Annotated in this window: 24 protein-coding genes; 10 read left to right on the top strand and 14 right to left on the bottom strand. The window is 38.5% G+C overall.

The window, feature by feature from the left end:
- Positions 1 to 35: 35 nt before the first annotated feature.
- Entirely contained in the window at positions 36 to 752 is a 717-nt protein-coding gene (locus CA2015_RS08040; RefSeq protein WP_048641449.1) for an HAD family hydrolase, read from the bottom strand.
- 165 nt (positions 753 to 917) lie between these two features.
- Between CA2015_RS08040 and CA2015_RS08035 the strand changes: the two genes are divergently transcribed.
- The gene (locus tag CA2015_RS08035; RefSeq protein WP_048644421.1) at positions 918 to 1,484 is read left to right on the top strand and encodes a phosphonate degradation HD-domain oxygenase; all 567 of its coding nucleotides are present in this window, start codon (positions 918 to 920) and stop codon (positions 1,482 to 1,484) included.
- Between the two features lie 20 nt (positions 1,485 to 1,504).
- Here the strand turns inward: CA2015_RS08035 and hemH are convergent, their stop codons facing one another.
- From hemH to CA2015_RS08010, 5 genes are all read right to left on the bottom strand, one after another.
- The gene (gene hemH / locus CA2015_RS08030; RefSeq protein ID WP_048641448.1) at positions 1,505 to 2,539 is read right to left on the bottom strand and encodes a ferrochelatase; all 1,035 of its coding nucleotides are present in this window, start codon (positions 2,537 to 2,539) and stop codon (positions 1,505 to 1,507) included.
- 227 nt (positions 2,540 to 2,766) lie between these two features.
- The gene (locus CA2015_RS08025; RefSeq protein ID WP_048641447.1) at positions 2,767 to 3,396 is read right to left on the bottom strand and encodes an HPP family protein; all 630 of its coding nucleotides are present in this window, start codon (positions 3,394 to 3,396) and stop codon (positions 2,767 to 2,769) included.
- Positions 3,397 to 3,554: 158 nt separating this feature from the next.
- Positions 3,555 to 5,528 (bottom strand): protein-disulfide reductase DsbD family protein, encoded by a 1,974-nt coding sequence (locus tag CA2015_RS08020; RefSeq protein ID WP_048641446.1) that lies wholly within the window; start codon positions 5,526 to 5,528, stop codon positions 3,555 to 3,557.
- Positions 5,529 to 5,618: 90 nt separating this feature from the next.
- Positions 5,619 to 7,016 carry a dipeptidase gene (locus tag CA2015_RS08015; RefSeq protein ID WP_048641445.1) on the bottom strand — a complete coding sequence of 466 codons (1,398 nt, stop codon included), beginning with the start codon at positions 7,014 to 7,016 and terminating at the stop codon, positions 5,619 to 5,621.
- A 149-nt stretch (positions 7,017 to 7,165) separates the two neighbouring features.
- Positions 7,166 to 8,101: a hydrogen peroxide-inducible genes activator gene (locus tag CA2015_RS08010; protein ID WP_048641444.1), complete on the bottom strand. Its 936-nt coding sequence runs from the start codon at positions 8,099 to 8,101 to the stop codon at positions 7,166 to 7,168.
- A gap of 330 nt (positions 8,102 to 8,431) precedes the next feature.
- Between CA2015_RS08010 and CA2015_RS08005 the strand changes: the two genes are divergently transcribed.
- The 3 genes from CA2015_RS08005 to CA2015_RS07995 all read left to right on the top strand — a co-directional run bounded on the left by CA2015_RS08005 (position 8,432) and on the right by CA2015_RS07995 (position 12,332).
- Positions 8,432 to 9,457, top strand: a complete 1,026-nt coding sequence (locus CA2015_RS08005; RefSeq protein ID WP_048641443.1) for an ABC transporter ATP-binding protein — start codon at positions 8,432 to 8,434, stop codon at positions 9,455 to 9,457.
- A 204-nt stretch (positions 9,458 to 9,661) separates the two neighbouring features.
- Entirely contained in the window at positions 9,662 to 10,297 is a 636-nt protein-coding gene (locus CA2015_RS08000) for an energy transducer TonB (RefSeq protein WP_169786471.1), read from the top strand.
- A gap of 793 nt (positions 10,298 to 11,090) precedes the next feature.
- Positions 11,091 to 12,332, top strand: coding sequence for a PepSY-associated TM helix domain-containing protein (locus tag CA2015_RS07995; RefSeq protein ID WP_048641441.1), 1,242 nt, complete (start codon positions 11,091 to 11,093; stop codon positions 12,330 to 12,332).
- Positions 12,333 to 12,526: 194 nt separating this feature from the next.
- Here CA2015_RS07995 and CA2015_RS07990 read toward each other — a convergent pair whose 3' ends face one another.
- Positions 12,527 to 12,817 (bottom strand): hypothetical protein, encoded by a 291-nt coding sequence (locus CA2015_RS07990; RefSeq protein ID WP_048641440.1) that lies wholly within the window; start codon positions 12,815 to 12,817, stop codon positions 12,527 to 12,529.
- A gap of 194 nt (positions 12,818 to 13,011) precedes the next feature.
- Here CA2015_RS07990 and CA2015_RS07985 point away from each other — a divergent pair, with 194 nt between their 5' ends.
- Positions 13,012 to 13,512 carry a hypothetical protein gene (locus CA2015_RS07985; protein ID WP_048641439.1) on the top strand — a complete coding sequence of 167 codons (501 nt, stop codon included), beginning with the start codon at positions 13,012 to 13,014 and terminating at the stop codon, positions 13,510 to 13,512.
- A gap of 129 nt (positions 13,513 to 13,641) precedes the next feature.
- On the opposite strand, the gene CA2015_RS07980 is transcribed toward CA2015_RS07985, so the two are convergent.
- From CA2015_RS07980 to CA2015_RS07965, 4 genes are all read right to left on the bottom strand, one after another.
- The gene (locus CA2015_RS07980; protein ID WP_048641438.1) at positions 13,642 to 14,121 is read right to left on the bottom strand and encodes a GyrI-like domain-containing protein; all 480 of its coding nucleotides are present in this window, start codon (positions 14,119 to 14,121) and stop codon (positions 13,642 to 13,644) included.
- Positions 14,122 to 14,138: 17 nt separating this feature from the next.
- Positions 14,139 to 14,750 (bottom strand): TIGR04282 family arsenosugar biosynthesis glycosyltransferase, encoded by a 612-nt coding sequence (locus CA2015_RS07975; RefSeq protein ID WP_048641437.1) that lies wholly within the window; start codon positions 14,748 to 14,750, stop codon positions 14,139 to 14,141.
- Between the two features lie 161 nt (positions 14,751 to 14,911).
- Entirely contained in the window at positions 14,912 to 15,283 is a 372-nt protein-coding gene (locus CA2015_RS07970; protein ID WP_157470379.1) for a DUF4890 domain-containing protein, read from the bottom strand.
- A gap of 97 nt (positions 15,284 to 15,380) precedes the next feature.
- The gene (locus tag CA2015_RS07965) at positions 15,381 to 16,703 is read right to left on the bottom strand and encodes an NAD(P)/FAD-dependent oxidoreductase (protein ID WP_048641435.1); all 1,323 of its coding nucleotides are present in this window, start codon (positions 16,701 to 16,703) and stop codon (positions 15,381 to 15,383) included.
- A 173-nt stretch (positions 16,704 to 16,876) separates the two neighbouring features.
- On the opposite strand from CA2015_RS07965, the gene CA2015_RS07960 reads away from it, so the two are divergent.
- The 4 genes from CA2015_RS07960 to CA2015_RS07945 all read left to right on the top strand — a co-directional run bounded on the left by CA2015_RS07960 (position 16,877) and on the right by CA2015_RS07945 (position 18,824).
- Entirely contained in the window at positions 16,877 to 17,584 is a 708-nt protein-coding gene (locus CA2015_RS07960; protein WP_048641434.1) for a YebC/PmpR family DNA-binding transcriptional regulator, read from the top strand.
- A 29-nt stretch (positions 17,585 to 17,613) separates the two neighbouring features.
- A complete protein-coding gene (yjjX, locus tag CA2015_RS07955) occupies positions 17,614 to 18,183 on the top strand; it encodes an inosine/xanthosine triphosphatase (protein WP_048641433.1) in 570 nt (189 codons plus the stop codon).
- Positions 18,184 to 18,268: 85 nt separating this feature from the next.
- The gene (locus tag CA2015_RS07950; RefSeq protein ID WP_048641432.1) at positions 18,269 to 18,583 is read left to right on the top strand and encodes a thioredoxin family protein; all 315 of its coding nucleotides are present in this window, start codon (positions 18,269 to 18,271) and stop codon (positions 18,581 to 18,583) included.
- A complete protein-coding gene (locus tag CA2015_RS07945) occupies positions 18,564 to 18,824 on the top strand; it encodes a DUF6952 family protein (protein WP_048641431.1) in 261 nt (86 codons plus the stop codon). The genes CA2015_RS07950 and CA2015_RS07945 overlap by 20 nt, the downstream gene beginning before the upstream one ends.
- Before the next feature lie 189 nt (positions 18,825 to 19,013).
- Here the strand turns inward: CA2015_RS07945 and CA2015_RS07940 are convergent, their stop codons facing one another.
- Positions 19,014 to 19,988: an NTPase gene (locus tag CA2015_RS07940; RefSeq protein WP_240477944.1), complete on the bottom strand. Its 975-nt coding sequence runs from the start codon at positions 19,986 to 19,988 to the stop codon at positions 19,014 to 19,016.
- A gap of 89 nt (positions 19,989 to 20,077) precedes the next feature.
- Here CA2015_RS07940 and CA2015_RS07935 point away from each other — a divergent pair, with 89 nt between their 5' ends.
- Positions 20,078 to 20,974, top strand: a complete 897-nt coding sequence (locus tag CA2015_RS07935) for a M28 family peptidase (RefSeq protein WP_048641430.1) — start codon at positions 20,078 to 20,080, stop codon at positions 20,972 to 20,974.
- A gap of 154 nt (positions 20,975 to 21,128) precedes the next feature.
- On the opposite strand, the gene CA2015_RS07930 is transcribed toward CA2015_RS07935, so the two are convergent.
- Positions 21,129 to 22,829 (bottom strand): capsule assembly Wzi family protein, encoded by a 1,701-nt coding sequence (locus CA2015_RS07930; protein ID WP_053086661.1) that lies wholly within the window; start codon positions 22,827 to 22,829, stop codon positions 21,129 to 21,131.
- 7 nt (positions 22,830 to 22,836) lie between these two features.
- Positions 22,837 to 23,487 carry a hypothetical protein gene (locus tag CA2015_RS07925; RefSeq protein WP_048641429.1) on the bottom strand — a complete coding sequence of 217 codons (651 nt, stop codon included), beginning with the start codon at positions 23,485 to 23,487 and terminating at the stop codon, positions 22,837 to 22,839.
- Positions 23,488 to 23,506 lie beyond the last annotated feature (19 nt).

Raw genomic sequence — 23,506 nt, 5'->3', positions numbered from 1 at the left:
CCTTTTGGACAGAGAAGGGAAATGAATCATGAATTTTATTCTGAAATATTTTCGAGTTCTCTTTTTACTATTGGGATGATATCGGAAAGAGAGTTTAGTACATGGCTAGGTTGGGCGGTCATCAAGTCATCATAACTAAAGTAAGCATTAGTTATTCCAATACTTAAAAGGCAACCTGATTGTTGACCTTCCAGAATATCCGCAACAGAATCCCCTATTTTGATTATTTCTGATGGGCTGCCTATTCCTAAGGCAGCCATCATTTGCAAAATCATGTCTGGATGAGGCCTGCCTTTGCAAACTTCGTCACTGCATACGGTTATGTCAATTAATGGGTGATTCAACCATCCCGCTCCTTCCAAAAGAAAGTTGGCGCTACTTCGATTCAAGTTGGTATTAAGGCCTATTTTTATTCCTAATTGTTGCAATGTCTCAAAAACTTCCAGGGCATCTTCCACAGGAGAAATGACTGGGTTTGAGAGAAAATGATTCTTTATTCCCGTTTTGAAAGTAATATAAATCTTTTCAATAATGATGTCCGATAACTCTTTTTGATAGCTTGAATGGGTTGATAGTAATTTCCTTATGGCATCAGGAATGGAATAGCCCATTTCTGAATTGATTGCCTCTATACTGAGTTTGTGAAAACCATGTTGGTTAAATGCTTTTAATAATAGCTGCGGTACTACAGTATCACTATTAATTGTAGTTCCTGCCATATCAAAGACAGCCAATTTAATTGGGGTTTTCATGATTTTTTCTTTCGTATAACAAATTGCGTTTTCAGCATTTCAAAATAATCAAAAATATTGGGAACTTAAAACCAGACTGGGTTAGGGTTTTGTTATTGTATTTTTTCTTTCAAAATTGTTATAAGTTAAAGAATGTTTTTAATTTCCATCTTAAATAAAAATAGCATGTCGAAATTGTCTCCTGAGCTCAAGATTAATGAAGTTTTTTCCTTGTATGAATCCTATGGGAATGCTGACTATATAGGAGAGCCAGTCTCTCAAATAGAACACATGAGTCAGGCTGCACAGATGGCAGAAGAGGAAGGTTATGGGAAGGAAGTAATATTGGCTGCTTTTTTTCATGACCTCGGCCATTTGTTTTCCCAAAGAGAGGAATTGGAGCAAATGGAAGGCTACGGGGTGATGGACCATGAAAAATTAGGGGCAGACTACTTACGCAAATTGGGTTTTCCTGAAATAGTTGCTCGCTTAGTAGAGAGCCATGTGGAGGCCAAGCGCTACCTTACTTATAAAGATCCGGTCTATTTCAAAAAGCTGTCCGAAGCAAGTAAAAAAACCTTAACATTTCAAGGAGGTGTAATGACCGCAGAAGAGGCTGAGGCTTTTGAATCCGATCCAGAGCATAAGTTGATTCTTAAAATGCGCGAATGGGATGAAAGGGCTAAAGAAACAGGCATACCAGTGCCCAAACTTGATGCATATAAAAAAATGGCCCTGGAATTATTAACCTAATCCTTCCAAGGCTTAATTACCTATTCTACTTTTGTTACCAGGTCTTTTACACATTCTACCCAAGTGTCTTCGGAATTCAAACTAGGGACCAAATCCCATTTTTCTCCACCCAACTCTATAAAGAGATCACGGTATTCCTGTCCTACTTCTACGGTAGTTTCCAAGCAGTCAGCCACAAAAGCTGGGGAGAAAACCATTACCTTTTTCACACCATCTGCAGCCATTTCTTTTATTAGCTCATCGGTATAAGGTTTGATCCATGGATCCTTACCCAACCGGGATTGGAAAGAAGTGAGTACCTTTTCTTGAGGCAACTGTAGTTTTTCCGAAATCAAACGTGTGGTATGGAAGCTTTGCGCTCGATAACAATATTGATTCTTTTTATGGTAGGTCGCACAGCATTTTCCGTTCAACTGACAATATCCATCTACTGCTCCCTTTAGAATTTGTCTTTCGGGAAGGCCGTGATAAGAAAAGAGATAACGGTCGTATTCTCCTTCTGCCATTAACCTTCTTCCCAATTCTGCCCAAGCTTCAAGAAATAGGGGATGGTCTACAAAATTACTTATAAACCTTATTCCAGGGATTATCTGCCATTCTCTAGCCAGTTCCATGACCTTCTCAATCACTGAACCATTACTTGCAGAGGCATACTGAGGGAATAGTGGTAAAACTACTATTTCTTTAACATTGGCTTTATTCAATGCTTTCAACCCATCCTCAATACTTGGTGATTGGTACCTCATGGCTATTTCTACCTGGTACTTGTCTTTGTCAAGCAATGGAACAAGCTTGTCTTTCAGGTCTTGGGTATGAAAAAGCAAAGGGGAACCTCTCTCTGTCCATAGTTTGCGGTATTCCTTGGCTGACTTTGGCGATCGGAAAGGTGCAATAATGAAATTGACCAACATCCATCTTGATAAGAATGGGATGTCGAGCACCCTTTCATCCATCAAAAATTCTTTGAGGTACTTCCTTACATCAGCAGTCTCAGGGCTGTCAGGGGTTCCCAGGTTGACCAACAAAATACCAGTTTTGGATTTGCTTTTATTCATGCTTTACTTGATTGTCCGTTTTGCTAACCAAAAATACAGGCTATTGTTATAAAATACCAATGGAATTCAATTTAGGCTTTATTTAGAATAAAAATGAAGCAGAAATAAGATGTTATCATATATAAGTCTCGGTTTTTAAAATGCATCACTCAATAACTGCTACCGAAGACATATTGTGTCCTTACTTTGATGCTTGCTTAGTTATTCCCAATTCAATTGGCGCTAGGCTACTCTTTCGAATTTGTATTTTTTAGGTTCCATAATAACAGTTTTTCAAAATACTTTAGTTTTCGTATCTCTACCTCTCTATAAGGGTAAATCCTATTTTTGGAAATATTGTTGAATAGCAATGCTACCAGAAGTAATACCATCAAACCTGTAAATACTGGATTGAACACATAGAAAAAGCCCATCTCCTTAATCTCATCTGAGCCAATATTGGCGATCAAGGCTATGGCACCACCAGGTGGATGAAGGGTTTTGGTATACTGCATTACCAATATGGCCAAGGCCACAGATAAAGCAGGAGAAAGCCAAATAAAGTCCTCCATATAAAAAACCTTATAGGTCAACACTCCAATAATGGCAGAAAGCAAACCTCCAAAAAGGGTGTTTCGAGGTTGGGCCAAGGGACTATTTGATGCGCTGAAGAGTAATACTGAGGAAGCACCAAAGGCCCCGATGAAAAACAATTGATCTTCTCTTTCGAGGTGGTAAAAATACTGCTGGATCAATCCAATGGTAGCTATGCCAATAAAGGCCCCGCAAAATGACCATAGATTGTCTATAGGTTGGTGGCTGGTTTCCTTATAGGCGATCATTTTCACCTTTTGAATCCCTCGTTTTAACTTCTTCATGGCCAATGCTAATAATTTTCAGCCGGCAAAGTTGAGCAATTGCAACATTCCGAACAACGTTTGACTCGAAATACTGCAACAATGGCCATCAAAATTCAGGAAAAATAAAAAGCCATCCGAATGATGGATGGCTTCAAGTGCTGGTAGGTAGAAAGTACTTATTCTTGATTGGTCCTGAGCTTAAAGGCTTTGCTGGCAGAATCCAGAAAGTCAATGAATTTTTGGATGTCCGTCTCGTAGGCTATTGGACTTACAAGTAATTCTTCCTGATTGTCTAGTATTACATAATAAGGCTGAGCATTGTTTTCAAATCGGGAAATTTGAAAATCCGCGTTTTGCTTACCTATGGTTTTTTTGACTTTGTTGTCATAAGTGGAGGTGTACCATTGGTCCTCAGGCAAGGTATACCTTTCGTCTATATAGAGGGCGACCATTACAAAATCTTCTTTTAAGCGCTTGAGTACCCTGGGATCTGACCATACCCGTGCTTCCATTTCCCGACAATTCACACAGCCATGTCCTGTAAAATCAATAAATAGCGGTTTATTTTGTCTTTTGGCTGCCCTTAATGCCTGATCGTAGTCAAAATATCCCTGTATCCCATGTGGGAGATGGAGGAAGTCTGCATACTTTGGCGATTCGTCAAATTCGAAGTCGCTGGTTTGATTACTGATTTTTGTCAGGTCAAAATCATGAGATGAAAGCGGTGGTAAATACCCGCTAAGCCCTTTCAAAGGTGCTCCCCACATTCCTGGAATCATATAGATCACCAATACAAAGGTGGCGATAGCCAGCATCAACCTGGGAACACTGATAAATTCCAATTTGCTGTCATGGGGCAGTCGTATTTTACCCAAGAGGTACAAGCCCAAAAGGGTGAAGATTACAATCCAGATGGCCAGGTAAATGTCCCTGTCCAATATTCCCCAATGGTACACTTGATCAGCCATGCTTAGGAATTTGAATGCAAGTGCAAGTTCTATAAAACCAAGAACTACTTTTACCGAATTTAACCAACCACCGGATTTAGGCAATGAGTTTAGCCAGCCGGGGAAAATAGCAAATAAGGTGAAAGGCAAGGCAAAGGCCATAGAAAAAGCCAACATACCCAAAATAGGTTTGAGAAGAGCTCCACCTGCAGAGCTGATTAATAAAGAGCCTACGATAGGGCCAGTACAAGAAAAAGAAACCAAAACGAGTGTAAACGCCATGAAAAAGATGCCCATAATGCCACCTTTATCGGCTTTGGCATCCATCTTATTGACCAAACCCGATGGAAGAGTAATTTCAAACAGACCTAAAAAAGCCAGGGCAAAGAAGATGAATACAGCGAAGAAAAATACATTGGGTAGCCAATGTGTGGACAGCCAATTGATAAACTCAGGTCCTTGCACAGCTGCTAAAACAGTACCTGCAAGGGTGTAGATAGCAATAATGGAAAAACCATATATAAAGGCATTTCGGTAGCCTATCATTTTGGACTTACCTCTTCCTGTGAAGAAGGTAACCGTCATAGGGATCATTGGAAAAACACAGGGAGTCAATAATGCAGCCAACCCAGCCAGAAAGGCTATAAGCATAAAGCCGATCAAGGACTCTTCAGGTTGCTTCAATGTTATTTTCTCACCAACTGGAGTTTCACTGACCACATTAGATACTTCTTCTCCCAATGAGATTTTGAAATCTTCCTGATAGTTTATGCACTGATTGGTGACATCGGAACACATTTGGTATTCAATTGCGCCCTGAATGACTGCATTTTCCTCAGTGATGACTAACTTTTGACGAAACTCACCCTCTTTAACAAAATAAGTAATGTCTCCCTGCCAGGTGTCGTCAAACTTTTTCTTTGAGTTGATGGCTTCCAGTCCTCCTTCAAGGCTGATTCCTTTGGCTTCCTCAAGATTGATTTCTGTCAATAAAGGCCCAAGATCCGGATCGAACTCATTGGAATAAATGTACCAATTGGGAGGAATTGTGGCCTTTAATAAGAGCGTAACAGTATCTCCGACTTTGGGATTTTCCTGGTCAAGTTGAATGTCCCATTTTGGTGGAGAAATGACCTGAGCATTTAAAGTGATGCTCAGGAAAAGAAAGGATATTGCTAAATATATTAACTTATTGTAATTCATTACCGATTTTTTATATCCATTTAGGATTCACATCCAATAGTAATTAAAAACGGCATTGATAAGTTCCGTATTTTACCATCACTTTTATTATCAGCCCTTATCTTTATTTGAAAGCTGGTGATAATGTTTGAAAAACAAGGCGATGGTTTCTATGCCTTTGAAATAATTGTCTACACCGTAGTGCTCATTAGGGGAGTGGATGGCATCAGTGTCCAGTCCAAAACCAAGTAAGATTGGATCCAGACCCAAAACCTGTTGGAACAGAGCTGTGATAGGAATAGACCCGCCTTCTCTTGTCGGAATGGCTTTTTTTCCAAAAGCCTCATCTATAGCTGCTTCAGCGGCTTTATATCCTATCGAATCGGTAGGAATCACTGCAGCTTGTCCACCATGGTGAGGCACCACTTTTACTTTTACAGCAGGCGGTGCTATACTTTTGAAGCGATCTTCAAAAAGCTTGGCTATGGCTTTATGGTTCTGATTGGGAACCAGACGCATAGAGATCTTCGCATTTGCTTTGGAAGGAAGTACCGTTTTAGCACCCTCTCCTGTATAACCTCCCCAGATTCCATTTACATCCAAGGTAGGTCTTATGCCGACTCTTTCGATGGTAGTGTATCCTTCTTCACCATACGTTTCCTTGATGTCGAGTTTTTCCTTGTACTCTACTTCATCAAATGGTGCTTTGTTCAATTGTTGGCGGTATTCCTTGCTATATTCTTCTACATCATCGTAAAAGCCTGGAATGGTGATGTGGTTGTTTTCATCGTGAAGAGAGCTGATCATCTTGCAAAGAACATTGATAGGGTTGGCTACTCCGCCCCCAAAGGTGCCACTGTGCAAATCTATATTTGGCCCAGTGACCTCTACCTGCATATAGGCAAGTCCTCTCAAGCCTACTGTTACTGATGGATGTTCCAATGAAATCATGGAAGTATCAGAGATAAGTACTACATCGGCTTTTAGTTTATCTTGGTTGTCGCGTACAAAAACATCCAGGTTTTCTGATCCAACCTCTTCCTCCCCTTCAATCATAAATTTAACATTACAATTGAGCTGTTCACTGGCTAACATGGCTTCAAAGGCTTTGACATGCATGTAAAATTGGCCTTTGTCATCTGCCGAACCTCGCGCAAAAATTGCTCCATTGGGATGGTTCTTTGTCTTTTTGATCACTGGTTCAAAAGGAGGTGAATCCCATAAGTCAAGAGGATCTGCAGGCTGTACATCATAATGTCCGTAAATCAGTACCGTAGGTGCAGCAGGATCAATTATTTTTTCTCCATATACTATGGGATAACCATCCGTAGGGCATATTTCCGCATGGTCCACGCCCGCTGCTTCAAGGCTATTTTTAACAAAATCGGCTGCCTTAAAAACCTCTTTTTCATAGGCTGGATCAGCACTTACTGATGGAATCCGCAGCAATTCAATTAACTCATCTAAAAATCTTTTCGAATTGGATTCTATATATTTTTTCAGTTCCATGACTTTTATTTTTCTTATTAGTTAAACTTGAAATAAGCAAGTTGATGCGTTTGGGAATCGGCTCATGATGTAACTGGAACGGGCTTCTACCCTTGTTTATTACATTTTATCTTAAGTACCAAAATTAAGACATTTTATAGGAATTTGCCTTATAAATTAAAATTTACCAACCGGCCATTTTTATTGGCTTGCATGTGTTTAGGGATTGCCGATTGAATCTCTTCAAAAAGCAAAGCCACCAGTTTTTGTTTCAGAAAGCTACGTGTACGAATTAGACTAATTTCCCTTACCGGCGGGTCTCCTGCAAAGGGTCTAAGCCTGCTCTTTTCTTCTTCTGATAAGTTTTCAGTAGCTAGTTCGGGAAGTAAAGTAATTCCCGTGTAGCGATCTACCATGTTTTTAAGCCCTTCCAGAGAACCACTTTCATAATGGAAATTCTTTCTTTGGAATTTACTTTTGTCACATAGGTTGAGCACTTGATCCCTGAAGCAGTGGCCTTGCTGCAAAACCCACAAATCTTCAGCAGGGATGTTTTCTGTTGCTACTTTTTCTTCCTTTAAAAGTGGATGCCCATTCGATAAATAAACATAAAACTTTTCGTAAAAAATGGGTTTTTCTATAATACCGCCTTCATGTAGCGGGCTTACCACTATGCCCAAATCCAATTCATCATTTCTCAGTCGACTTGTGATGTCTTCTGTGACCATTTCTTGCACTTCCAGCAATACCTTGGGGTACCTTTGAATAAAATTTCGGATAAAAAGTGGTAATAGATAAGGAGCGATGGTAGGGATAATACCAATTTTAATGATCCCTCCCACTTCGCCTTTGATTTCTGCTACCAGTTCATAAATACCCTTACTCTCCAACACCACTCTTTTGGCCTGCTCGATAACTCTTTCTCCAATTTCAGTTGGAATTACTGGCATTTTGGATCTATCGAATAAGATTATTCCCAACTCCTTTTCCAGCTTGTTTACCTGAGCACTTAGGGTTGGTTGGGTGACAAAACAGGATTCTGCAGCATTGCCAAAATGGCGAAACTTCTCTACAGCCAATATATATTCCAGTTGTTGTATTGTCATGTTCTAATTTGTGGAAATTTAAAAAATGAATTTTCTAGCCTAATACCAAATATAGAAAGCATTTTACCAATTATTAACCCTTGATTTTAAATACTGGTTCAAATCCTAATGTATTAAGAGACTTCAAATCGTTTTTGCCAAATGAATGTGGATTTATTTATAGAATAAGCCTTAACTTTGACCCTGAGCCCATTTAATAGCAAAATTTTAGCAATAGCTACTATGGCGTAGCTTTCTCCTCTGGGTGTTATATTTGGTGGAGAAAGGCTGAAAAAATTGGCTAATTTGAGTTTTGATAATTAAGATTTTTAGCCAAACCAGAGATTTTCAATGAGTATACTTAGGCTGGAAAATGTCCAAAGAGTCAATACCATAGACAGTGGCAGCTCCTTGAGCAGAATTTCCTTTGAAGCAGAGGAAGGAGAAATTTTGGCTTTGACGGGGGAAACTGGTTCAGGGGTGGGAACATTGCTTCGGATTATTGCAGGTCTGGAGCGATTTGATGCCGGTAATGTTTATCTGGCTGGGAAGAATCATGGCCATAAGAATAATAGTGCGCGAAAAATTGGAATGGTTTTTCAAGGAAATGCCTTGTTTCCAAACCTTACTTTATTTGAAAATGTCAAATTTGGCTTAGAGGGGAGTAAGAAAACGATAGAAGACAAAGCCAAGTCATGTCTTATCCTGGTAGGCTTGAAAAGAGATGCTGAAAAGTACCCTTCAGAAGTCAAAGCCGAGGACCAGTTTCGTACAGCATTGGCAAGGGCAATAGCATCCCAACCGGATTTTTTGCTTTTGAATGAGCCATTTAGTGGCTTGAGACCAATGAAAAAAAACCAATTTATTTCTGAAATCCGTGAGCTTATAAAAAAGGTAGGGATTACAACTGTTTTAGATACAAGGGATAAGGAAGTTGCCTTGTCTTTTGCAGATAGGGTAGCCATTTTTCATAAGGGCTACCTACAACAACTTGCGGTTCCTCAAATCATTTACCAGGACCCCGTGAATTCCTATGTGGCCAATTTCTTTGGTAAAAGGAATGAAGTACTAGCTACAGCTACCAACGATGGTTTTTATACTTCCTTTGGATTTATTGATGATGAACGTTCAAAGAACTACAGCAATAAAGCTAAAATTCTATTCCGACCTGAGGAAGTAAAAGTGAAAAAAAGCCTGAGACAAGCCTTGATAGGAACAGTGAGGCAATGTTCTTACTTTGGTGATCACCAAATGGTAACTTTAGAAGATGATTTGGGCAAATCCATATTGGTAAAATCATCACCCAATAGGGTTTATAATACCGGTAGTAATGTTTTCTTCACACTCAAGACTTTTAAGGTGGAAGATGCTTATTAAAGTGTTTTGCCATGCATAATTACCGGTGAATACCCAGTATTAAATATGGACTGGTTTCCCCCTAAGTAAATAAATGCTTAAAACCTTAGTAGTTTTATATAAAGTTTCTATTTTAGACTTTGATTCCTTTTGTCATTGAATAAGCCTTTTTGAAGTATGTGTAAGAAAAATAGTAGGATAAAGTTTTTGATAACTCTTAGCTTAGTGTGTTTCGCATTTTTTTCTACTTTCTCTCAGGGGCTTCAAAAGGTTAAGGAAAAAAGTAAAAACCCGAATCGAGTTTTTACTTACCATGTGCTTGAAAACTCACAAGTAAAAGAGGGTGCTGCGGAAATTCAATACAAAGGGAAATTGGGATTTCGGGAAAAGGGCCAATTTAGTCAAGGAAATAGGTCTGGATCCTGGGAGTTCTTTGATTTTGATAATAATTTAATACAGAAGTACAATTACACAAGCAAAGAATTCGAATACCTGCAAAATTTTAATGCCGTTAAGGCTGTATATATTTTAAAAGACCAAGAGTTGGTGAAAATAGAAACCGGGGCTATTCCTGTATTGCTGGGTGGTGATGCTAAGTTTTCGTATTTTTTTGCCAATAATTTATTTTATCCACATGCTGCAATGTCAAGAGGAGCTACCGGCACAGTAGGTGTGATGGTGACCATTACCAAAGAAGGAGAAATGATCCGTCCCTTTATTCCAAAGGAAGGAGATAAGGCCTTAGATGCTGAGGCATTAAGGGTGGTGTCTTTGATGCCGAATGACTGGATTCCGCTATACTTAAATGGAGAAGCAACAGATTGCTTGGTGCTTTTTTATTTAAATTTTCACATGGGATAGTTACTATTTAGCATAAATTTTTTTTGTAAATACTCTCTGAGCATAGAGATTAATTTCACTTTTAAGTACTCTCTCAAATGGAAATCCCACACTTTTTCTAAAGAAATTAATGACCTGAGGTGCCTTTTCATTGAAACTATTGAACCCGGATTATAGGATTCGTGATAGCCTGTCCCGTGTTTACGGGAAGTGTTGCAATCGCAAGAAAATCAGGCTATTTGAAGATTTTAGCCTAGCACCGCTATGGTGATATTGAAAACAGCAACGAAGTGGCTGATTTTGAAGCGATTTCAGCACGTAATAGATTGTCTATTGCATATTTCGGGTTGAAGGTTATTATGTGAGGTTTATCAAGATTTTACTTTGATAATAAGCCATTCTCAGCCCTTTATTGTCATCCTTTCTCTCTCTCTAAAGCACTCTTTATAAGTATTTTAAATACTGAAAATATTTTCTGAAATTTCCACTTATAATTTAAATGATTTTTTATATTTGTCGCTTATTTAAATCTTTCTTAGATTAAATCTAAATAATGTTTAAATTTGTGTCCATGATAATCTTCCTCTAAAGTAATACTGATAGAAGGAAGGTTTTTGGGGATAGAATTAAGTGCCAGTTTGAAGGGAATTGATGTTGCATTTCAATTCTGTTGGGGGTATACAATAAAACTGAAAAGGACAGTTGGTATTCCATAACCTACTTGGCGATATGAAAATATAAAAATATTTGAGCATGGAACTAACTTGAATGGGTTACTTCCTATTGTTGTTTATAAACCAATACAAGCAAGGAAATGACAAAGCAGAAAAACAATACATCATGGCAGAAAACCAGGAAATTCTTCAATGATGTTCACCTGTGGGCAGGTTTGATAAGTGGTATCGTTTTACTAGTGGTTTGCCTTACTGGTACCATTTATGTTTACAATACTGAGATTAGAGAGTGGAATGCTTCACATCTTTATAAAGTAGACCACAGTGAAGGTATGTCAAAGCTTTCTCCTGATGAATTGCTTGATAAGAACAGGGATCTTATAAAAGGGGATATAACAGGAGTGAAAATTTCATCTGATGAGGATAGAAGCTTCCAGGTTACAGCAAGGGAAAAAGGAGACAAAAGCCGTTTTGGAACCACTTATTTTGTAAATCCATATACAGGAGAATTGTTGGGAAATAGCAAGGAAGAAAATGCTGCAGCTACTTTTATGGGCTACATGTTTAGCCTGCACCGTTGGTTATTGCTTGATAAAATTGAAGCACCAATCTTTGAAGGATTGGAGAATAGAAAGTTAGGAAGCTATATCACAGGAGCCTGTACTATTCTTTTTACAATAGGTGTTTTGACAGGATTGGTAATATGGGTACCCCGTAAAGCAAAAAACTGGCGTCAAGGTTTGAAAATCAAATTCAATAGCAACTGGAAGCGCATAAACCATGACCTTCATAACTCACTTGCCTTTTATTCTGCGATTATACTTTTTCTAATGGGGGTTACCGGACCATTCTTTTCCTTTCCTTGGTACCGGGAAGCCTTGCAGAAATCTTTGGGAACCTATAAGGAGCGTAGTGTGAGAGCGCCTGGGCCTAGTGCTGGTGAGGGGAAAAAGGGAGCAGATAAAGACCAAGTTAAAATAGAAATGTTGCCACTTGAAGATTATTTGTACAGTGTTGACCAAACCTTGGATTATGTAGGTGAATACACTGTAAGCCTACCAAAGGACGGGGCTTCAAAGATTAATATTAGCAAGAAAAGAGCAGGCTTCTTTGCTCCTGCTGCATCGGATAAATTGGTCCTTGATGTGGCAAGTGCCAAGGTGATTGAGACTGATATTATTAAAGAGAAACCATTTAATGAAAGGGTTTCTGGCTCAATTAAGGCCCTCCATTTAGGGGATGTGTATGGTTCTTTCTCGAAGTTACTCTATTTTATTTCTTGTTTGATTGCAACCAGTCTTCCTGTGACCGGAACCCTGATATGGATCAATAAGATGAAGAAACCAAAGAAAAAGAACAAGAGAAAAACAGCAACCGTTTGATGAATTTTACGAGAGGCTGGATATTAAGTATTTAACCACTCACTTGAAATAGTATCTTTAGCTTTAATTGGCTTAAATGAAGTGTTAAGTAGAAAAAAAGATTTCTAATAACGGTTAGTTAAGAATTGATAAATGCAGGCATATAGTAATGCCTGCATTTTTTTTGTTTTGGGTTATGCTTTTTGTCCCTTCTTCTAGAAAAAAAGATAGTAAGCAATTCCTACAAAAAGCAGAAAGGAAATCCTGCCCAGCCAATAATTGAGCTTGGTCCAGCGGATTAATTGATTGATTTTAAGATTCACCTCTTCGGAGTCGCTTTGGTCAATGAGTTGGGACAACTCTTTTACAGAGTAGCGCAGGGAAATGCTTTGTTTGTTAATGGACAATTTGTGTTTCTTTAAAAGCGCAGAAACTTTAAAATAAATCTTGAATCCAACAATTACATGAATTACAAATAGAACATATACAATGTATAGAAAAGTCATGTTTTTTAGCGAATAGGCCCTAGCAAAAAGCTTTTGTCAATGTTTGAATGTAAGAAATTTAATTTGAATTGAAAGGTAGCTCCGAAAATGAAAAAACTTAGTTGAAGCATTTTATTCACAATTAAGCTTTTATTTTATTCTGAGACGAAATGAACAAGAAGTGCGTCTTAAACTAAGAAAGAAACTCATATATTATGAAAAAGTACCACATTTTTCTCATTCTACCATTATTCTTCTTATGGATAAGCTGTGTAGAGGAGGAGGTCATCGAAGCCCAAAACCTTTATGGCAATTGGGAAAACTATTTTTATCTTGAAAATCAGGACTTGAACAAAGTAGATACCTATGTGTTTGATTTAGACGGAAAGTATTATAGAAGCATAACTTTCAAAGACCCTGAAACCAATCAAATTTTGGGTTATTCCATTTATTTGATGGGGAATTATGTTTTGGAAGGGAATGAGTTGGTATTGAATGAAGAAAGCAGGCTTTTTAACTTAGGGGAGGAGCTTTATGAAGATATTGAAGGTCTTTCAGAATTAGATGTTGTAGAATATACAGCTGTAAGTTTAGCATTTAAAAGTAGCAGGCAAATTTTGGAAATCACCAAAACTTGTAGTCCTTTATTATCGAGTATTTGTATTCCTGTTACCAGCTATAATCGAAAAGAATATAATTTGATTACTCTGTTTTAATTTAAACCGGTAGATCCATTAAATGAGCTTTTCATTTCAAGTCCTCTAATTGTCTTTTATATTATAATATTTCCATATAGAATTGGGTGGTTTTATTGTCTAATCCCTGTTCATGATACGTGAAAAGTATTATTTTCTTCGAAGTGGAATCCAGATTTCCTCTTCTGAAGAAGGGGAGTTGTTGCTATATTTTTCTCCCATCACCTGAAAGTGAGGCCTGTCATCCAATTGGAATTGGGATTCGGGAATCCAGGTTCCGTAGATGTATTCAAAGACGCTATGGTCTGTACTTGGTCCTTTATAATTAAACACTGCGAACAGCCCTCCTTTTAACAAAAACGGTGTTAGCTCTTGGTGTATTTCTTTGCCATTTTCTACCTCCATACATGCCCACTGGTCAAATTCCTTTGAAGGATCAAAGGCGGAAGAAAAGTAGGAGGCTTCATACACTTGCAATGCGATGAACTCCTGTGGTTTGTTGCTCGAGATTGTGTGTAGGATGCTCATAAACTTTTTCCAAAGTTCAGGAGTTTTATTGTTATTCACGCTCATACGGCAACTTATGCCTAGCAGATGCTTGTCTTTGATATTTACTATTTTCGGTTGCATTGGTTGTGGTAGCCCTCCTAATTGGGATCTTTGATTGAAATAAGCTTTTTGAGTTGCTCACTGAGGTCCGAATACTCATCGATATCATTTAACCTTTCTAAAAGATGTACTTTAAGTTGAAGCATCTTGGCAATATTCATTGTTTCCGCAAATACTGATTCTGTACTCCATTGGATGTTTTCAAACAAGCGGGGATCGTTTTTATTTAGTCCTATCAGGTAGTAGCCTCCATCTTTGGCTGGTCCTAAGACCAAATCATTCTTGTCCAAACTGCTTAAAGCTTCCTCAATATGACTATTCTTAAGCTCCAGACAATCAGTTCCAATAATTAAAACCTGATCGTAATTTTCTTCGAAAGCTTTAGAAAAGGCATTGTACATTTTATCTCCCAGGTTATTTCCTTCCTGAGGAAAAAAATAATAATTGTTGCCAGGATATTCGGTTTTATTGATAGTCCCTTCATGAAATACCAAGGTATCTGCTGGTATTGTTGTCAACAATTGATGCGTGTAGTTTAACAAATAGGTATAAATATAAACGGCTTTATCATTGCCGATAGTAGCCGCAAGGCGAGTTTTTACTTTTCCTGGCGCAGGAAATTTTTGAAATACAATAATGGCCTGTTTCATAGATGCTTCAAAATTACAGGAAAATAGGAGAAGGCATAAAAAAGCCAAGGCATGTTTTCCGTTAATAACCAATAATAACTATCGGGTATTGCAGGTAGTGCCTTGGCTTCGTTTATTGCAAAGGAGGATTAAACTCCGGTATTCTTTCCTTTAAAGGGAAATTACTCACCTCCTCCTTGCCTTCCTCCTCTTTTTTTACGCATTTGGGACCTTCCTTCTTTTTGTTCAGCTTCCCATTTTTCTTTCTGCTCAGGGGTAAGGATGGCTTCCAGTTTTTGCTGGTGTGCTTCCCTTGCCGCCTTCATTTCTTCTCTATTTTCTTTTTGAGATTCTTTTCGACTATTGGCTTGCTCAAGAAATAAAGCGTTGATTTGTTTTTCCTGCTCTTCAGTAAGGTCTAGTTTCTCATCCATCCTTTGGGTCATCCTTTCGGCCATTTTCTCTGGATTAATTTCTCTGTCGCCTTGTCTTTGTGCTTGTACGTGCACCACGGTAGCTACTACCAGTGCACAAATCATTATTACCTTTTTCATATTTGTTACCGTTTTTGGTTTGTATAGCTGTTAGACCAGAAGTAACTGTACAGGTTTAATGTTCAGGTGTTAAGGAATGTTAAAAATATTAAACGCCTTAATTTTTATCTTCTACTAACTCTTCTCTGTCTTTGGGTTTCACGTAGGTAGGTCTGATAAGTAACCTTAATGAAGGATCGAAAGCCAGGTAGTTCCAAGACCAATCAAGGAAGATAAATATTCTGTTTTTTACACCAAGGATGGCCATTAGGTGAACAAATAACCAAATAAGCCAAGCAAGTACACCCTGAAGTTTCATAAAAGGTAGATCAACCACAGCAAGCTTTCTTCCTACAGTAGCCATTCTGCCAAGGTCTTTGTACTTAAAGGCTTTTGATGGTTTGTCTTTTAGTTTGGCCAGAAAGTTTTTTGCCAAGTTATCCGCTTGCTGAATGGCTACTTGGGCTACCTGTGGGTGTCCTTTAGGGTAATCGGGCAGTTGTTGCAAACAAAGGTCCCCAAGGGCATATATGTTGCTCGCATCTTTCACAAGGTTGTATTCATCTACAAGTAAGCGGCCATTCTTGAACTTTTGAACGTCCAAAATACCTTCAATGCCATTGGGCTTTATTCCTGCCGCCCAAAGCAAGGTGTTCGTTTGAATACCTGATTCACCTTTGATAATAACATTTAGACCATCATAATCTTCTACCGCAGTTTGAAGCATGACTTTTACTTTAAGGCTTTCCAGGTACTCTTTAGCTTTCTGCCCTGAAGATGACGACATGCCTGCTAGAAGAGAAGGCCCTGCTTCTATCAAAACGACCTTCATGTTTTCAAAGTTAAGCTGTGGATAGTCCTTTGGGAAAACTTTGTTTCTTAGCTCAGCCATGGCACCTGCTAACTCAACCCCTGTTGGTCCACCGCCTACTATTACTACATTCATCAATGCTTTTCTCTTTTCAATATCAGCGATGTTGATGGCCCTTTCATAGTTTGAAATGATTTTGTTTCGTATAAACAAAGCTTCAGAAACAGACTTCATGGGAACGCTGTTGTCCATTATATTTTTCATTCCAAAGTAATTGGTGTCTGCTCCCATGGCCAGAATCAGGTAATCATAATCAATATAGCCAATGTCAGTATAAAGGCGATTTTTACTTTGATCGATTCTTTGTGCTTCCGCCATTCGGAAGGTTACATTTGGTGTATTGTGAAAAACCTTCCTTAAAGGAAAGGAGATGGCACTTGGTTCCAGACCTGCAGTGGCTACCTGATAGAATAGGGGTTGAAATTGGTGATAGTTGTTCTTGTCCAATAATATCACTTGGTAGTCCTTGTTTTTTAATTCCCTGGCCAATTTGAGGCCAGCAAATCCTGCACCTATGACTACAATTCTTGGAAGAGATAATTCGGGAAGGTTTGGAAGAGCTTGGTCCATTACTAAAAACTTTTAAATGAGGTTGTATTACCTAGAAATAAAACGTATATCGTGGGCCATAGTTCAACAATTACCCAAAACCTTAAAATTGGAATACTCATGCTTAGTTTTGTTGGTATGTTAGTCCTATCGAAAAATTTATTTATTTTTACAAACCGGAAAAATAAAAACTTATGGGAAGAGCATTTGAATTTAGAAAAGAAAGAAAATTCAAAAGATGGAATCAAATGTCCAAAGTGTTTACACGCTTGGGCAAGGAAATCGTTATGGCTGTAAAGGCTGGCGGACCTGACCCATCTAATAACACAAAATTAAAGACAGTTATACAGAATGCCAAGGGCGCATCAATGCCTAAGGACAGGATAGAAGCTGCTATCGCGAGGGCTAGTAATAAGGATGAAAAAGATTACGAAGAAGTTGTCTACGAGGGATATGGTCCCCATGGCATAGCTGTAATCGTTGAAACCTCAACTGACAATATCAACAGAACTGTAGCCAATGTGAGACATTATTTTTCCAAAGCTGGAGGCTCTTTGGGCACCACTGGTTCTGTAAGCTTTATGTTTGAACACAAAGCTGTATTCCGATTTTTAAAAGCTGATTATGATTTGGAAGAACTGGAATTGGAATTGATTGATTTTGGTTTGGAAGATATTGATGAGAATGAAGGTGAGATCTTTGTCTATACTGCCTTTGAGGATTTTGGTAACATGCAAAAAGCACTTGAAGACAAAGGAGTAGAGGTCATAAGTGCAGAAATGCAACGCTTTCCAATGTCTACTACCGAACTCACTAGTGAACAAGAAGCCGACATCAACAAAATGATAGAGCGGATAGAAGAGGACGATGATGTAAACCACGTTTACCACAACATGTCCTAAACCAGGTATTTTCAAATTTAATTCACATAATGGCATTCCCGAAAAGAAGAAATTTACAGGAACAAAAAAGACAGAAATTAGTAATTGTAGGCAGTAAAAATCCTGTGAAAATTAAGAGTTCTGAAAATGCTTTCTCTAATATATTTGATGATAGTTTTATTGTTCAGGGTCTGAATGTTGACTCTAAAGTTAGTGCTCAGCCCATGGGGGATGTAGAAACTTATACGGGGGCCTATAACCGGGCCTTTGCCTCCAAAAATGCTTTTCCAGAAGCGGATTTTTGGGTGGGTATAGAAGGAGGAGTTGATCATGTTGGTGAGCAAATGGTTGCTTTTGCATGGATGGTCATACTGAATAATGAGAATACTATAGGGAAAGCCAAGACCGCGTCTTTTTTTCTTCCAGAAGCCATAAATAAAATGGTAAGCGAAGGAATGGAACTGGGAGAAGCAGATGACAAATTGTTTAGGCAAAGAAACTCCAAAGAAAATGGAGGAGCTGTAGGCATCCTTACTAATGGGGTTATCAGTAGGGCAGATTATTATCAGCAGGCCTTGTCATTGGCCCTTATTCCCTTCCTTAAAAAGGAGTTCTATTAATAAACGCAATGACTCATAGATATTATCAATTGGATTTTATTATTAATAGTATCTATCTTTGATTTATAATTAAACCAAAAGTTTTATGCTACAAGAATTAGAATCAGATAATTTAGGACAAGTCATTAAAGACAATGAAAAGGTAGTGGTTCAATATGGTGCTACTTGGTGTGGCAACTGTAGAATTATGAAACCCAAAATGAAAAGGTTAAGTAAAGAATACGATGGGATTACCTTTTTATATGTGGATGCAGAGAAGCTACCGGAATCCAGAAAATTAGCCGAAGTGAACAACCTGCCGACTTTCGCGGTCTTTAATGGAGGAACACTCGTAAATCAAATACAGACAAATAAAGAAGACGCTTTAAAAACATTGATCAATGAGGTTGCCGATAATTAAGCATGTACTGGGTTTTATTGAAGAGAATGATGAGGACTGGGTGGTAGAAACCATTGAACTCCTGGAATCAATGACGGAGATAAGTACTTTGAAGGATGAGGAATTGGACGTTATGGGAGAATTGCTTTCAAACTTGTATGGCTCCCTGGAAGTTCAAAAAATGATCAAGGAGGAGGGGATGGATAAAAAGGAGGCCATGAATGCCTTTTTAAAAAGGGTAATGGGCTCCATTGATAAATAAATTTTTAATTGGATAAGTAGAGAAGTTGTTTATCACCCTAAATGAAATCTGCTACATCTAAATGTGGAGGTAGGTCCTTTGGATCTGCCTCTTTTTATTGCCTTTTTACCTGAAGTACATTAGGCAAGGTGATGGCATTGTTCAGAAAGTGATTTCATCAATGAATAGAAAGCGGCCTATTTTTTTGGTTTAAGGAGTAATTTGATTCAAAAAGCTTTTCAGAGCTTGTCTCCAATCCGGTGAAGCATCCCATTTTTCTCCTATGTACAATTCATTCCTTACTAAGAAACGGATGTAATATTTTACTACAATTCTTTCTGGGTTTTGGCTAGCTTCCAAGGGGACTCCCATACTCCTCATCAGATCAGCTTCTCGACCTTCTTGTTTCATGAGGATAAACTGGACTTTTTCGCTGATTAATTGTTGGTTCGATTTGGCAGTGGTTAGGAATTCGGTTTGAAAAGGGTATTCCGCTTTGAAGACTTGTTCTAGACCTTCTCTTTGTGCCTTTTGCTCTGCCAATACTTGGTTTTCTTCCTTACCATAAATGTCCTGGCGGAAAGTGTTGAGATAGCTCTCATTCCCAGCGGCACCAGTCAGTAAAATCCCCAGTTTGAAAACATCAAGGTTTAAAGGAGCCGCTTGAATATAACCACTATTATTGGAGTTGCTCTCCAGTCCTGGTATGGCAGGGTATTCAGGAACATTTATTACTAAGAAATTCTCACTTCTTTTGTTTGCACCTATAGCTTGGATTTGTTCTTTGAGTTGATCCTTATTGTTAGCATTTGCGGACCAATTATTGCCAGGCGCGATAATGTTACCATTACCTGAGAAGGGAAATATATGACAAAACATACGACCATCTTCTTTTCTGATAAGTAAAACGATGTTTTTGATTTGCCTTGTTATAAAGTGATTGGCATATGCGTTTTTAATGGCATCAGATAAAATGACTTCTTCCAGTTCATAGTAGGCTACCGGATCTCCCCCAGCTGCCACAAATGCAGGGTGGATTTCTTCTGCCAGACCTTGCCAATTGACTGGAGGAGTTGCGGAAGTAGCAGCGGAAACCAAAATCACCGATTTACCATCTAAAAATTGACCGACAGGTGTTGGTTGAGCAAAGCCTGCTAGCGAAAAAAAACATATCAGCCCTGTCAAAGAAATATATTTTATAAACAAAGTCAAATCCACATCTGAAAGTTTAGTATTTTCACGAATATACACAAGCCATTGTAAAATCTTTCGTTATGAAAACGATTACCTACTTAATTTTATTACTTTTTTGTTATTTACCACTCTTGTCAAAGGCCCAAAAAATTGACAAGCAAACCTTGATGGAGGACATAAGGTACCTTTCATCAGATCAATTGGAAGGAAGAGCTACAAATACAGAGGGGAATAAATTGGCTGCTGCCCATATTATTGAACGATTTGAAGCACTTAAACTGACCAGTCAATACCCCATGTACACGCAAAGCTTCGCTTTAGAAGGAGATGATGAAAGTCTGGATGAGGGAAGTAACCTTATCGGTTTTATACCAGGCACGGAGTCGTCCAAAATAATTCTTTTAATGGCTCATTATGACCATTTGGGAAAAAAAGGGGACAAAATTTACAATGGGGCAGATGACAATGCCTCAGGAACCGCCGCCTTGTTGAATATGGCCGCTTATTTTATGGAGAACAGGCCTTTGCATTCTATACTCTTTGCTGTTACTGATGCTGAGGAAATGGGCCTAGTAGGTGCTAAAGCTTTACTGCAAGACTTCCCCTTTCCTTTAAAGCAGATTAAATTGGTAGTAAATATGGACATGATCAGCCGAAGTGAAAACAATACGCTGTATGCTGTGGGTACCACGTTTTACCCACAATTTATACCTTATCTTGAAAAGGTGGGCAAGCGCTCGCCCATTCAGTTGGTTTTAGGGAATGATGGAGAGAAAGGGCAGCTTGACTGGACCAATGCTTCCGATCATGGCCCTTTCCATAAAAAAGGCATCCCCTTTATTTATTTTGGAGTGGATGATCACGAGGATTATCACCAACCTTCAGATTTATTTGAAAATATCCATCAACCTTTTTTTCTAGAAGCTTGTGAGCTCATTTTAAAAAGCATCTTAGAAATTGATGCCAGCATAGAGTGAGGCTAAAATTTGTCTATAGGCTTCGATAAAAGTATACAGGCTAAGTGTTTACCATGTAAAGTCAAGGAGCATGCGTACTATGATTTAACCCGAAATATGAAATAGACATTCTATTACATAATCCGGGTTTAACCAAAAAAAGTAGACAACAGGCTTATTTCATGAGATAGGTAATACCAATATTTCCCACAAAGCTAGTTTTGTCCAGTCCTGGAATAAAATAATCTTCAGGATCATTTTCCAAGTACCACTTATAGTTTAATGAGGTGAGGTATTTGAAATTGGCTGACAATAAAACATTATCAAATCTCCATTCTCCAATCAGTGCAGGTACTATGTCTACGTATTTTCTACGTAAGTCCTTAATTGATTCAAAACGTTTGTAATAGAAATCGTTATTGTGATTGATGTATTCAAACTCAAACCCGAGGCGATTGTATTTTTTTACCCAGGCCATGTCAATCGAAATGGTATTGCTACCTGGGCCATAACCAAAACCTAAAACCTGTCCTTTATGGGTATACCCATGTCTTACGTAAGGGTGGGTATACCAGCTATTTCTAGCGAGAATTTCTTCTCTAACCGTTTGACCTGTTTGTGTGATTTCCATGCCCATTTGCAGGAATTCGTCCTCCTTTTTTAGAGGGATTAAATTTGTAAATCCAAAAAGAAAAGCCCTGTTTTTGTCTGGGTTAATTAGGAAGTCATTCAAGCTTCGACTATTACCATTGCTGCCATACTCTCCATAAAACTCAAAATGACCATTTGTGTCTATCCACCTGAAATATCCTGAACTAAGCTGATTCCTTTTGTCTACATTGGGTTTGCTTATACTCTCAGGGCCTTTTTCGCCATTAAATACAGGTAGGTAATCAGCAAATTGACTCAGGTCTGTATGATACATTTGAGAAACACTGCTAAAGCCTAAAAATAAACCTGGGAGCCATTTAGGTTGGTAGGTAAGGGCAAGCCCTGATAGGTAACGCCAGTCCTCGTCAGGTCTTTTGACCACGTAAAGTGGGGTGTTTGTATAGATGTAATCGGAATTGACGGGATCTACTCCTGAAGACCTAAGTTGGCCTGCAATTATCTGTCCCTCAAAATTACCCAAAATTGTTTTAACAGGTTTTCGTGTATTTAAAGTAAGGTGTAGAAAGCCTGGTGCATTGTTACTCATGAGCAAAGAAGCCTTTCTTCCCGGTCCCCACCAAAGGTTTTCGTTAGAAATACCTATAGAATAGTCCTTATAGTTGTAACGAATACTGGATTGTCCTAAAGACAGTTTGGTGACCGGACCCTGATCAAATCTTTCAGGAATATCGGAGGTATTGATCCATTCAAAATACTGTAACCATGTGCTTCCCCAATGTTCAAGGGGGAAACCTGTGAAATCTTGGTTTTCAGCATGCAAAACTTCCGGTTGGAATTGAATGGTTAGTGGCCCATGTTCAAAATAAAAACCCACACTAGCATTGAATTGGGTTCCTTTGTTTGGAATCATCTGAACGTCATTAATGCCAAAAGGGAGCTTACTATTGTACCTGCTTTTGAGCATGGCTGGTAAGGTCACGAATTTGGACTTTTTAATATCCGTTGAATTTAAATCTGGAGCTACCTTATTCTCTTCCAAAGCGAATGGGTTGCTTTTATTAAATGCTTCGGTAGGATAGAGGGGACGAATCATAAAGCTGCTTTCCGCTGACAGGTTGCCTAGTAGCTGCTGCCTTCGCATATAATCATCATAGATCGGATAATTCAATCCTATGCTTTGCGACAGAACCTTTGTTTGGGAAGTCAAACAAATAAAACATGCCCAAAAGGTAATTTGTAAATAAAAAAGGTGCTTTTTGCTCATGCCGGATTCAATTTATTGTCAAGGTGCTAACCTGGATGCTAGATACAGACCAACTTTCATCACAAATCGGTTCAGGCGTATTTTCTTGTTTAAGGTCGTCTCCCAAGGTGATGGAGAGTTGATTGCTCTTATGGCTGATTATTTTAGTGATTCTGTAGAGACTTGTCCAGCCATTAGAATTTTTATACTGGCACCTTCCCGGCAAATCAGTTCTTAAAGCTTCGGTTTTTGGTTCGTTAAATCTAGGGTAATTGGCTGGGTAAGACTGGTAGAGACAGTAGGTGGATTCGCAAGGAGAATTCGAAAATGTTGTATGGAGAACTGATTGCCCATCCAATTCCAAATACCAGTAATCCGGTCCGCCCACATTCTCAGGATTCCCATCCCAACTGTCATGAAGAAGAAGATCTATGGTGACCTTGATAGTGTTGTGCTTAGGCAAAGAGGCCAGGTTCAATAAAACTTCCTCATCATTGTAATAGCCTAAGACGGTGTCTCCATTGAAAACAAATAGTCTACCGTTTTCTATTGAATTAAGATCTGCTGTGGAGAAATCGTTATTATAGATTACGATTTCTTCTTCGAGCACATTTTCACAAGAAAAGCTAGACAACACAAGAAAAAACAGAAAGATTGATTTCAGTGAGATATGGTTCATTAACTATAGGGTACAAGCA

Origin of the sequence: Cyclobacterium amurskyense (assembly GCF_001050135.1) — a bacterium.
Taxonomy (GTDB): Bacteria; Bacteroidota; Bacteroidia; order Cytophagales; family Cyclobacteriaceae; genus Cyclobacterium; species Cyclobacterium amurskyense.
This window is presented reverse-complemented; position numbering and strand designations above follow the sequence as displayed.

Excerpts from the sequence above, each read along its gene's own strand:
- CA2015_RS08040 (WP_048641449.1), bottom strand. The coding sequence starts at position 752 with ATGAAAACCCCAATTAAATTGGCTGTCTTTGATATGGCAGGAACTACA.
- CA2015_RS08035 (WP_048644421.1), top strand. The coding sequence starts at position 918 with ATGTCGAAATTGTCTCCTGAGCTCAAGATTAATGAAGTTTTTTCCTTG.
- hemH (WP_048641448.1), bottom strand. The coding sequence starts at position 2,539 with ATGAATAAAAGCAAATCCAAAACTGGTATTTTGTTGGTCAACCTGGGA.
- CA2015_RS08025 (WP_048641447.1), bottom strand. The coding sequence starts at position 3,396 with ATGAAGAAGTTAAAACGAGGGATTCAAAAGGTGAAAATGATCGCCTAT.
- CA2015_RS08020 (WP_048641446.1), bottom strand. The coding sequence starts at position 5,528 with ATGAATTACAATAAGTTAATATATTTAGCAATATCCTTTCTTTTCCTG.
- CA2015_RS08015 (WP_048641445.1), bottom strand. The coding sequence starts at position 7,016 with ATGGAACTGAAAAAATATATAGAATCCAATTCGAAAAGATTTTTAGAT.
- CA2015_RS08010 (WP_048641444.1), bottom strand. The coding sequence starts at position 8,101 with ATGACAATACAACAACTGGAATATATATTGGCTGTAGAGAAGTTTCGC.
- CA2015_RS08005 (WP_048641443.1), top strand. The coding sequence starts at position 8,432 with ATGAGTATACTTAGGCTGGAAAATGTCCAAAGAGTCAATACCATAGAC.
- CA2015_RS07995 (WP_048641441.1), top strand. The coding sequence starts at position 11,091 with ATGACAAAGCAGAAAAACAATACATCATGGCAGAAAACCAGGAAATTC.
- CA2015_RS07990 (WP_048641440.1), bottom strand. The coding sequence starts at position 12,817 with ATGACTTTTCTATACATTGTATATGTTCTATTTGTAATTCATGTAATT.
- CA2015_RS07985 (WP_048641439.1), top strand. The coding sequence starts at position 13,012 with ATGAAAAAGTACCACATTTTTCTCATTCTACCATTATTCTTCTTATGG.
- CA2015_RS07980 (WP_048641438.1), bottom strand. The coding sequence starts at position 14,121 with ATGCAACCGAAAATAGTAAATATCAAAGACAAGCATCTGCTAGGCATA.
- CA2015_RS07975 (WP_048641437.1), bottom strand. The coding sequence starts at position 14,750 with ATGAAACAGGCCATTATTGTATTTCAAAAATTTCCTGCGCCAGGAAAA.
- CA2015_RS07970 (WP_157470379.1), bottom strand. The coding sequence starts at position 15,283 with ATGAAAAAGGTAATAATGATTTGTGCACTGGTAGTAGCTACCGTGGTG.
- CA2015_RS07965 (WP_048641435.1), bottom strand. The coding sequence starts at position 16,703 with ATGGACCAAGCTCTTCCAAACCTTCCCGAATTATCTCTTCCAAGAATT.
- CA2015_RS07960 (WP_048641434.1), top strand. The coding sequence starts at position 16,877 with ATGGGAAGAGCATTTGAATTTAGAAAAGAAAGAAAATTCAAAAGATGG.
- yjjX (WP_048641433.1), top strand. The coding sequence starts at position 17,614 with ATGGCATTCCCGAAAAGAAGAAATTTACAGGAACAAAAAAGACAGAAA.
- CA2015_RS07950 (WP_048641432.1), top strand. The coding sequence starts at position 18,269 with ATGCTACAAGAATTAGAATCAGATAATTTAGGACAAGTCATTAAAGAC.
- CA2015_RS07945 (WP_048641431.1), top strand. The coding sequence starts at position 18,564 with ATGAGGTTGCCGATAATTAAGCATGTACTGGGTTTTATTGAAGAGAAT.
- CA2015_RS07935 (WP_048641430.1), top strand. The coding sequence starts at position 20,078 with ATGAAAACGATTACCTACTTAATTTTATTACTTTTTTGTTATTTACCA.
- CA2015_RS07930 (WP_053086661.1), bottom strand. The coding sequence starts at position 22,829 with ATGAGCAAAAAGCACCTTTTTTATTTACAAATTACCTTTTGGGCATGT.
- CA2015_RS07925 (WP_048641429.1), bottom strand. The coding sequence starts at position 23,487 with ATGAACCATATCTCACTGAAATCAATCTTTCTGTTTTTTCTTGTGTTG.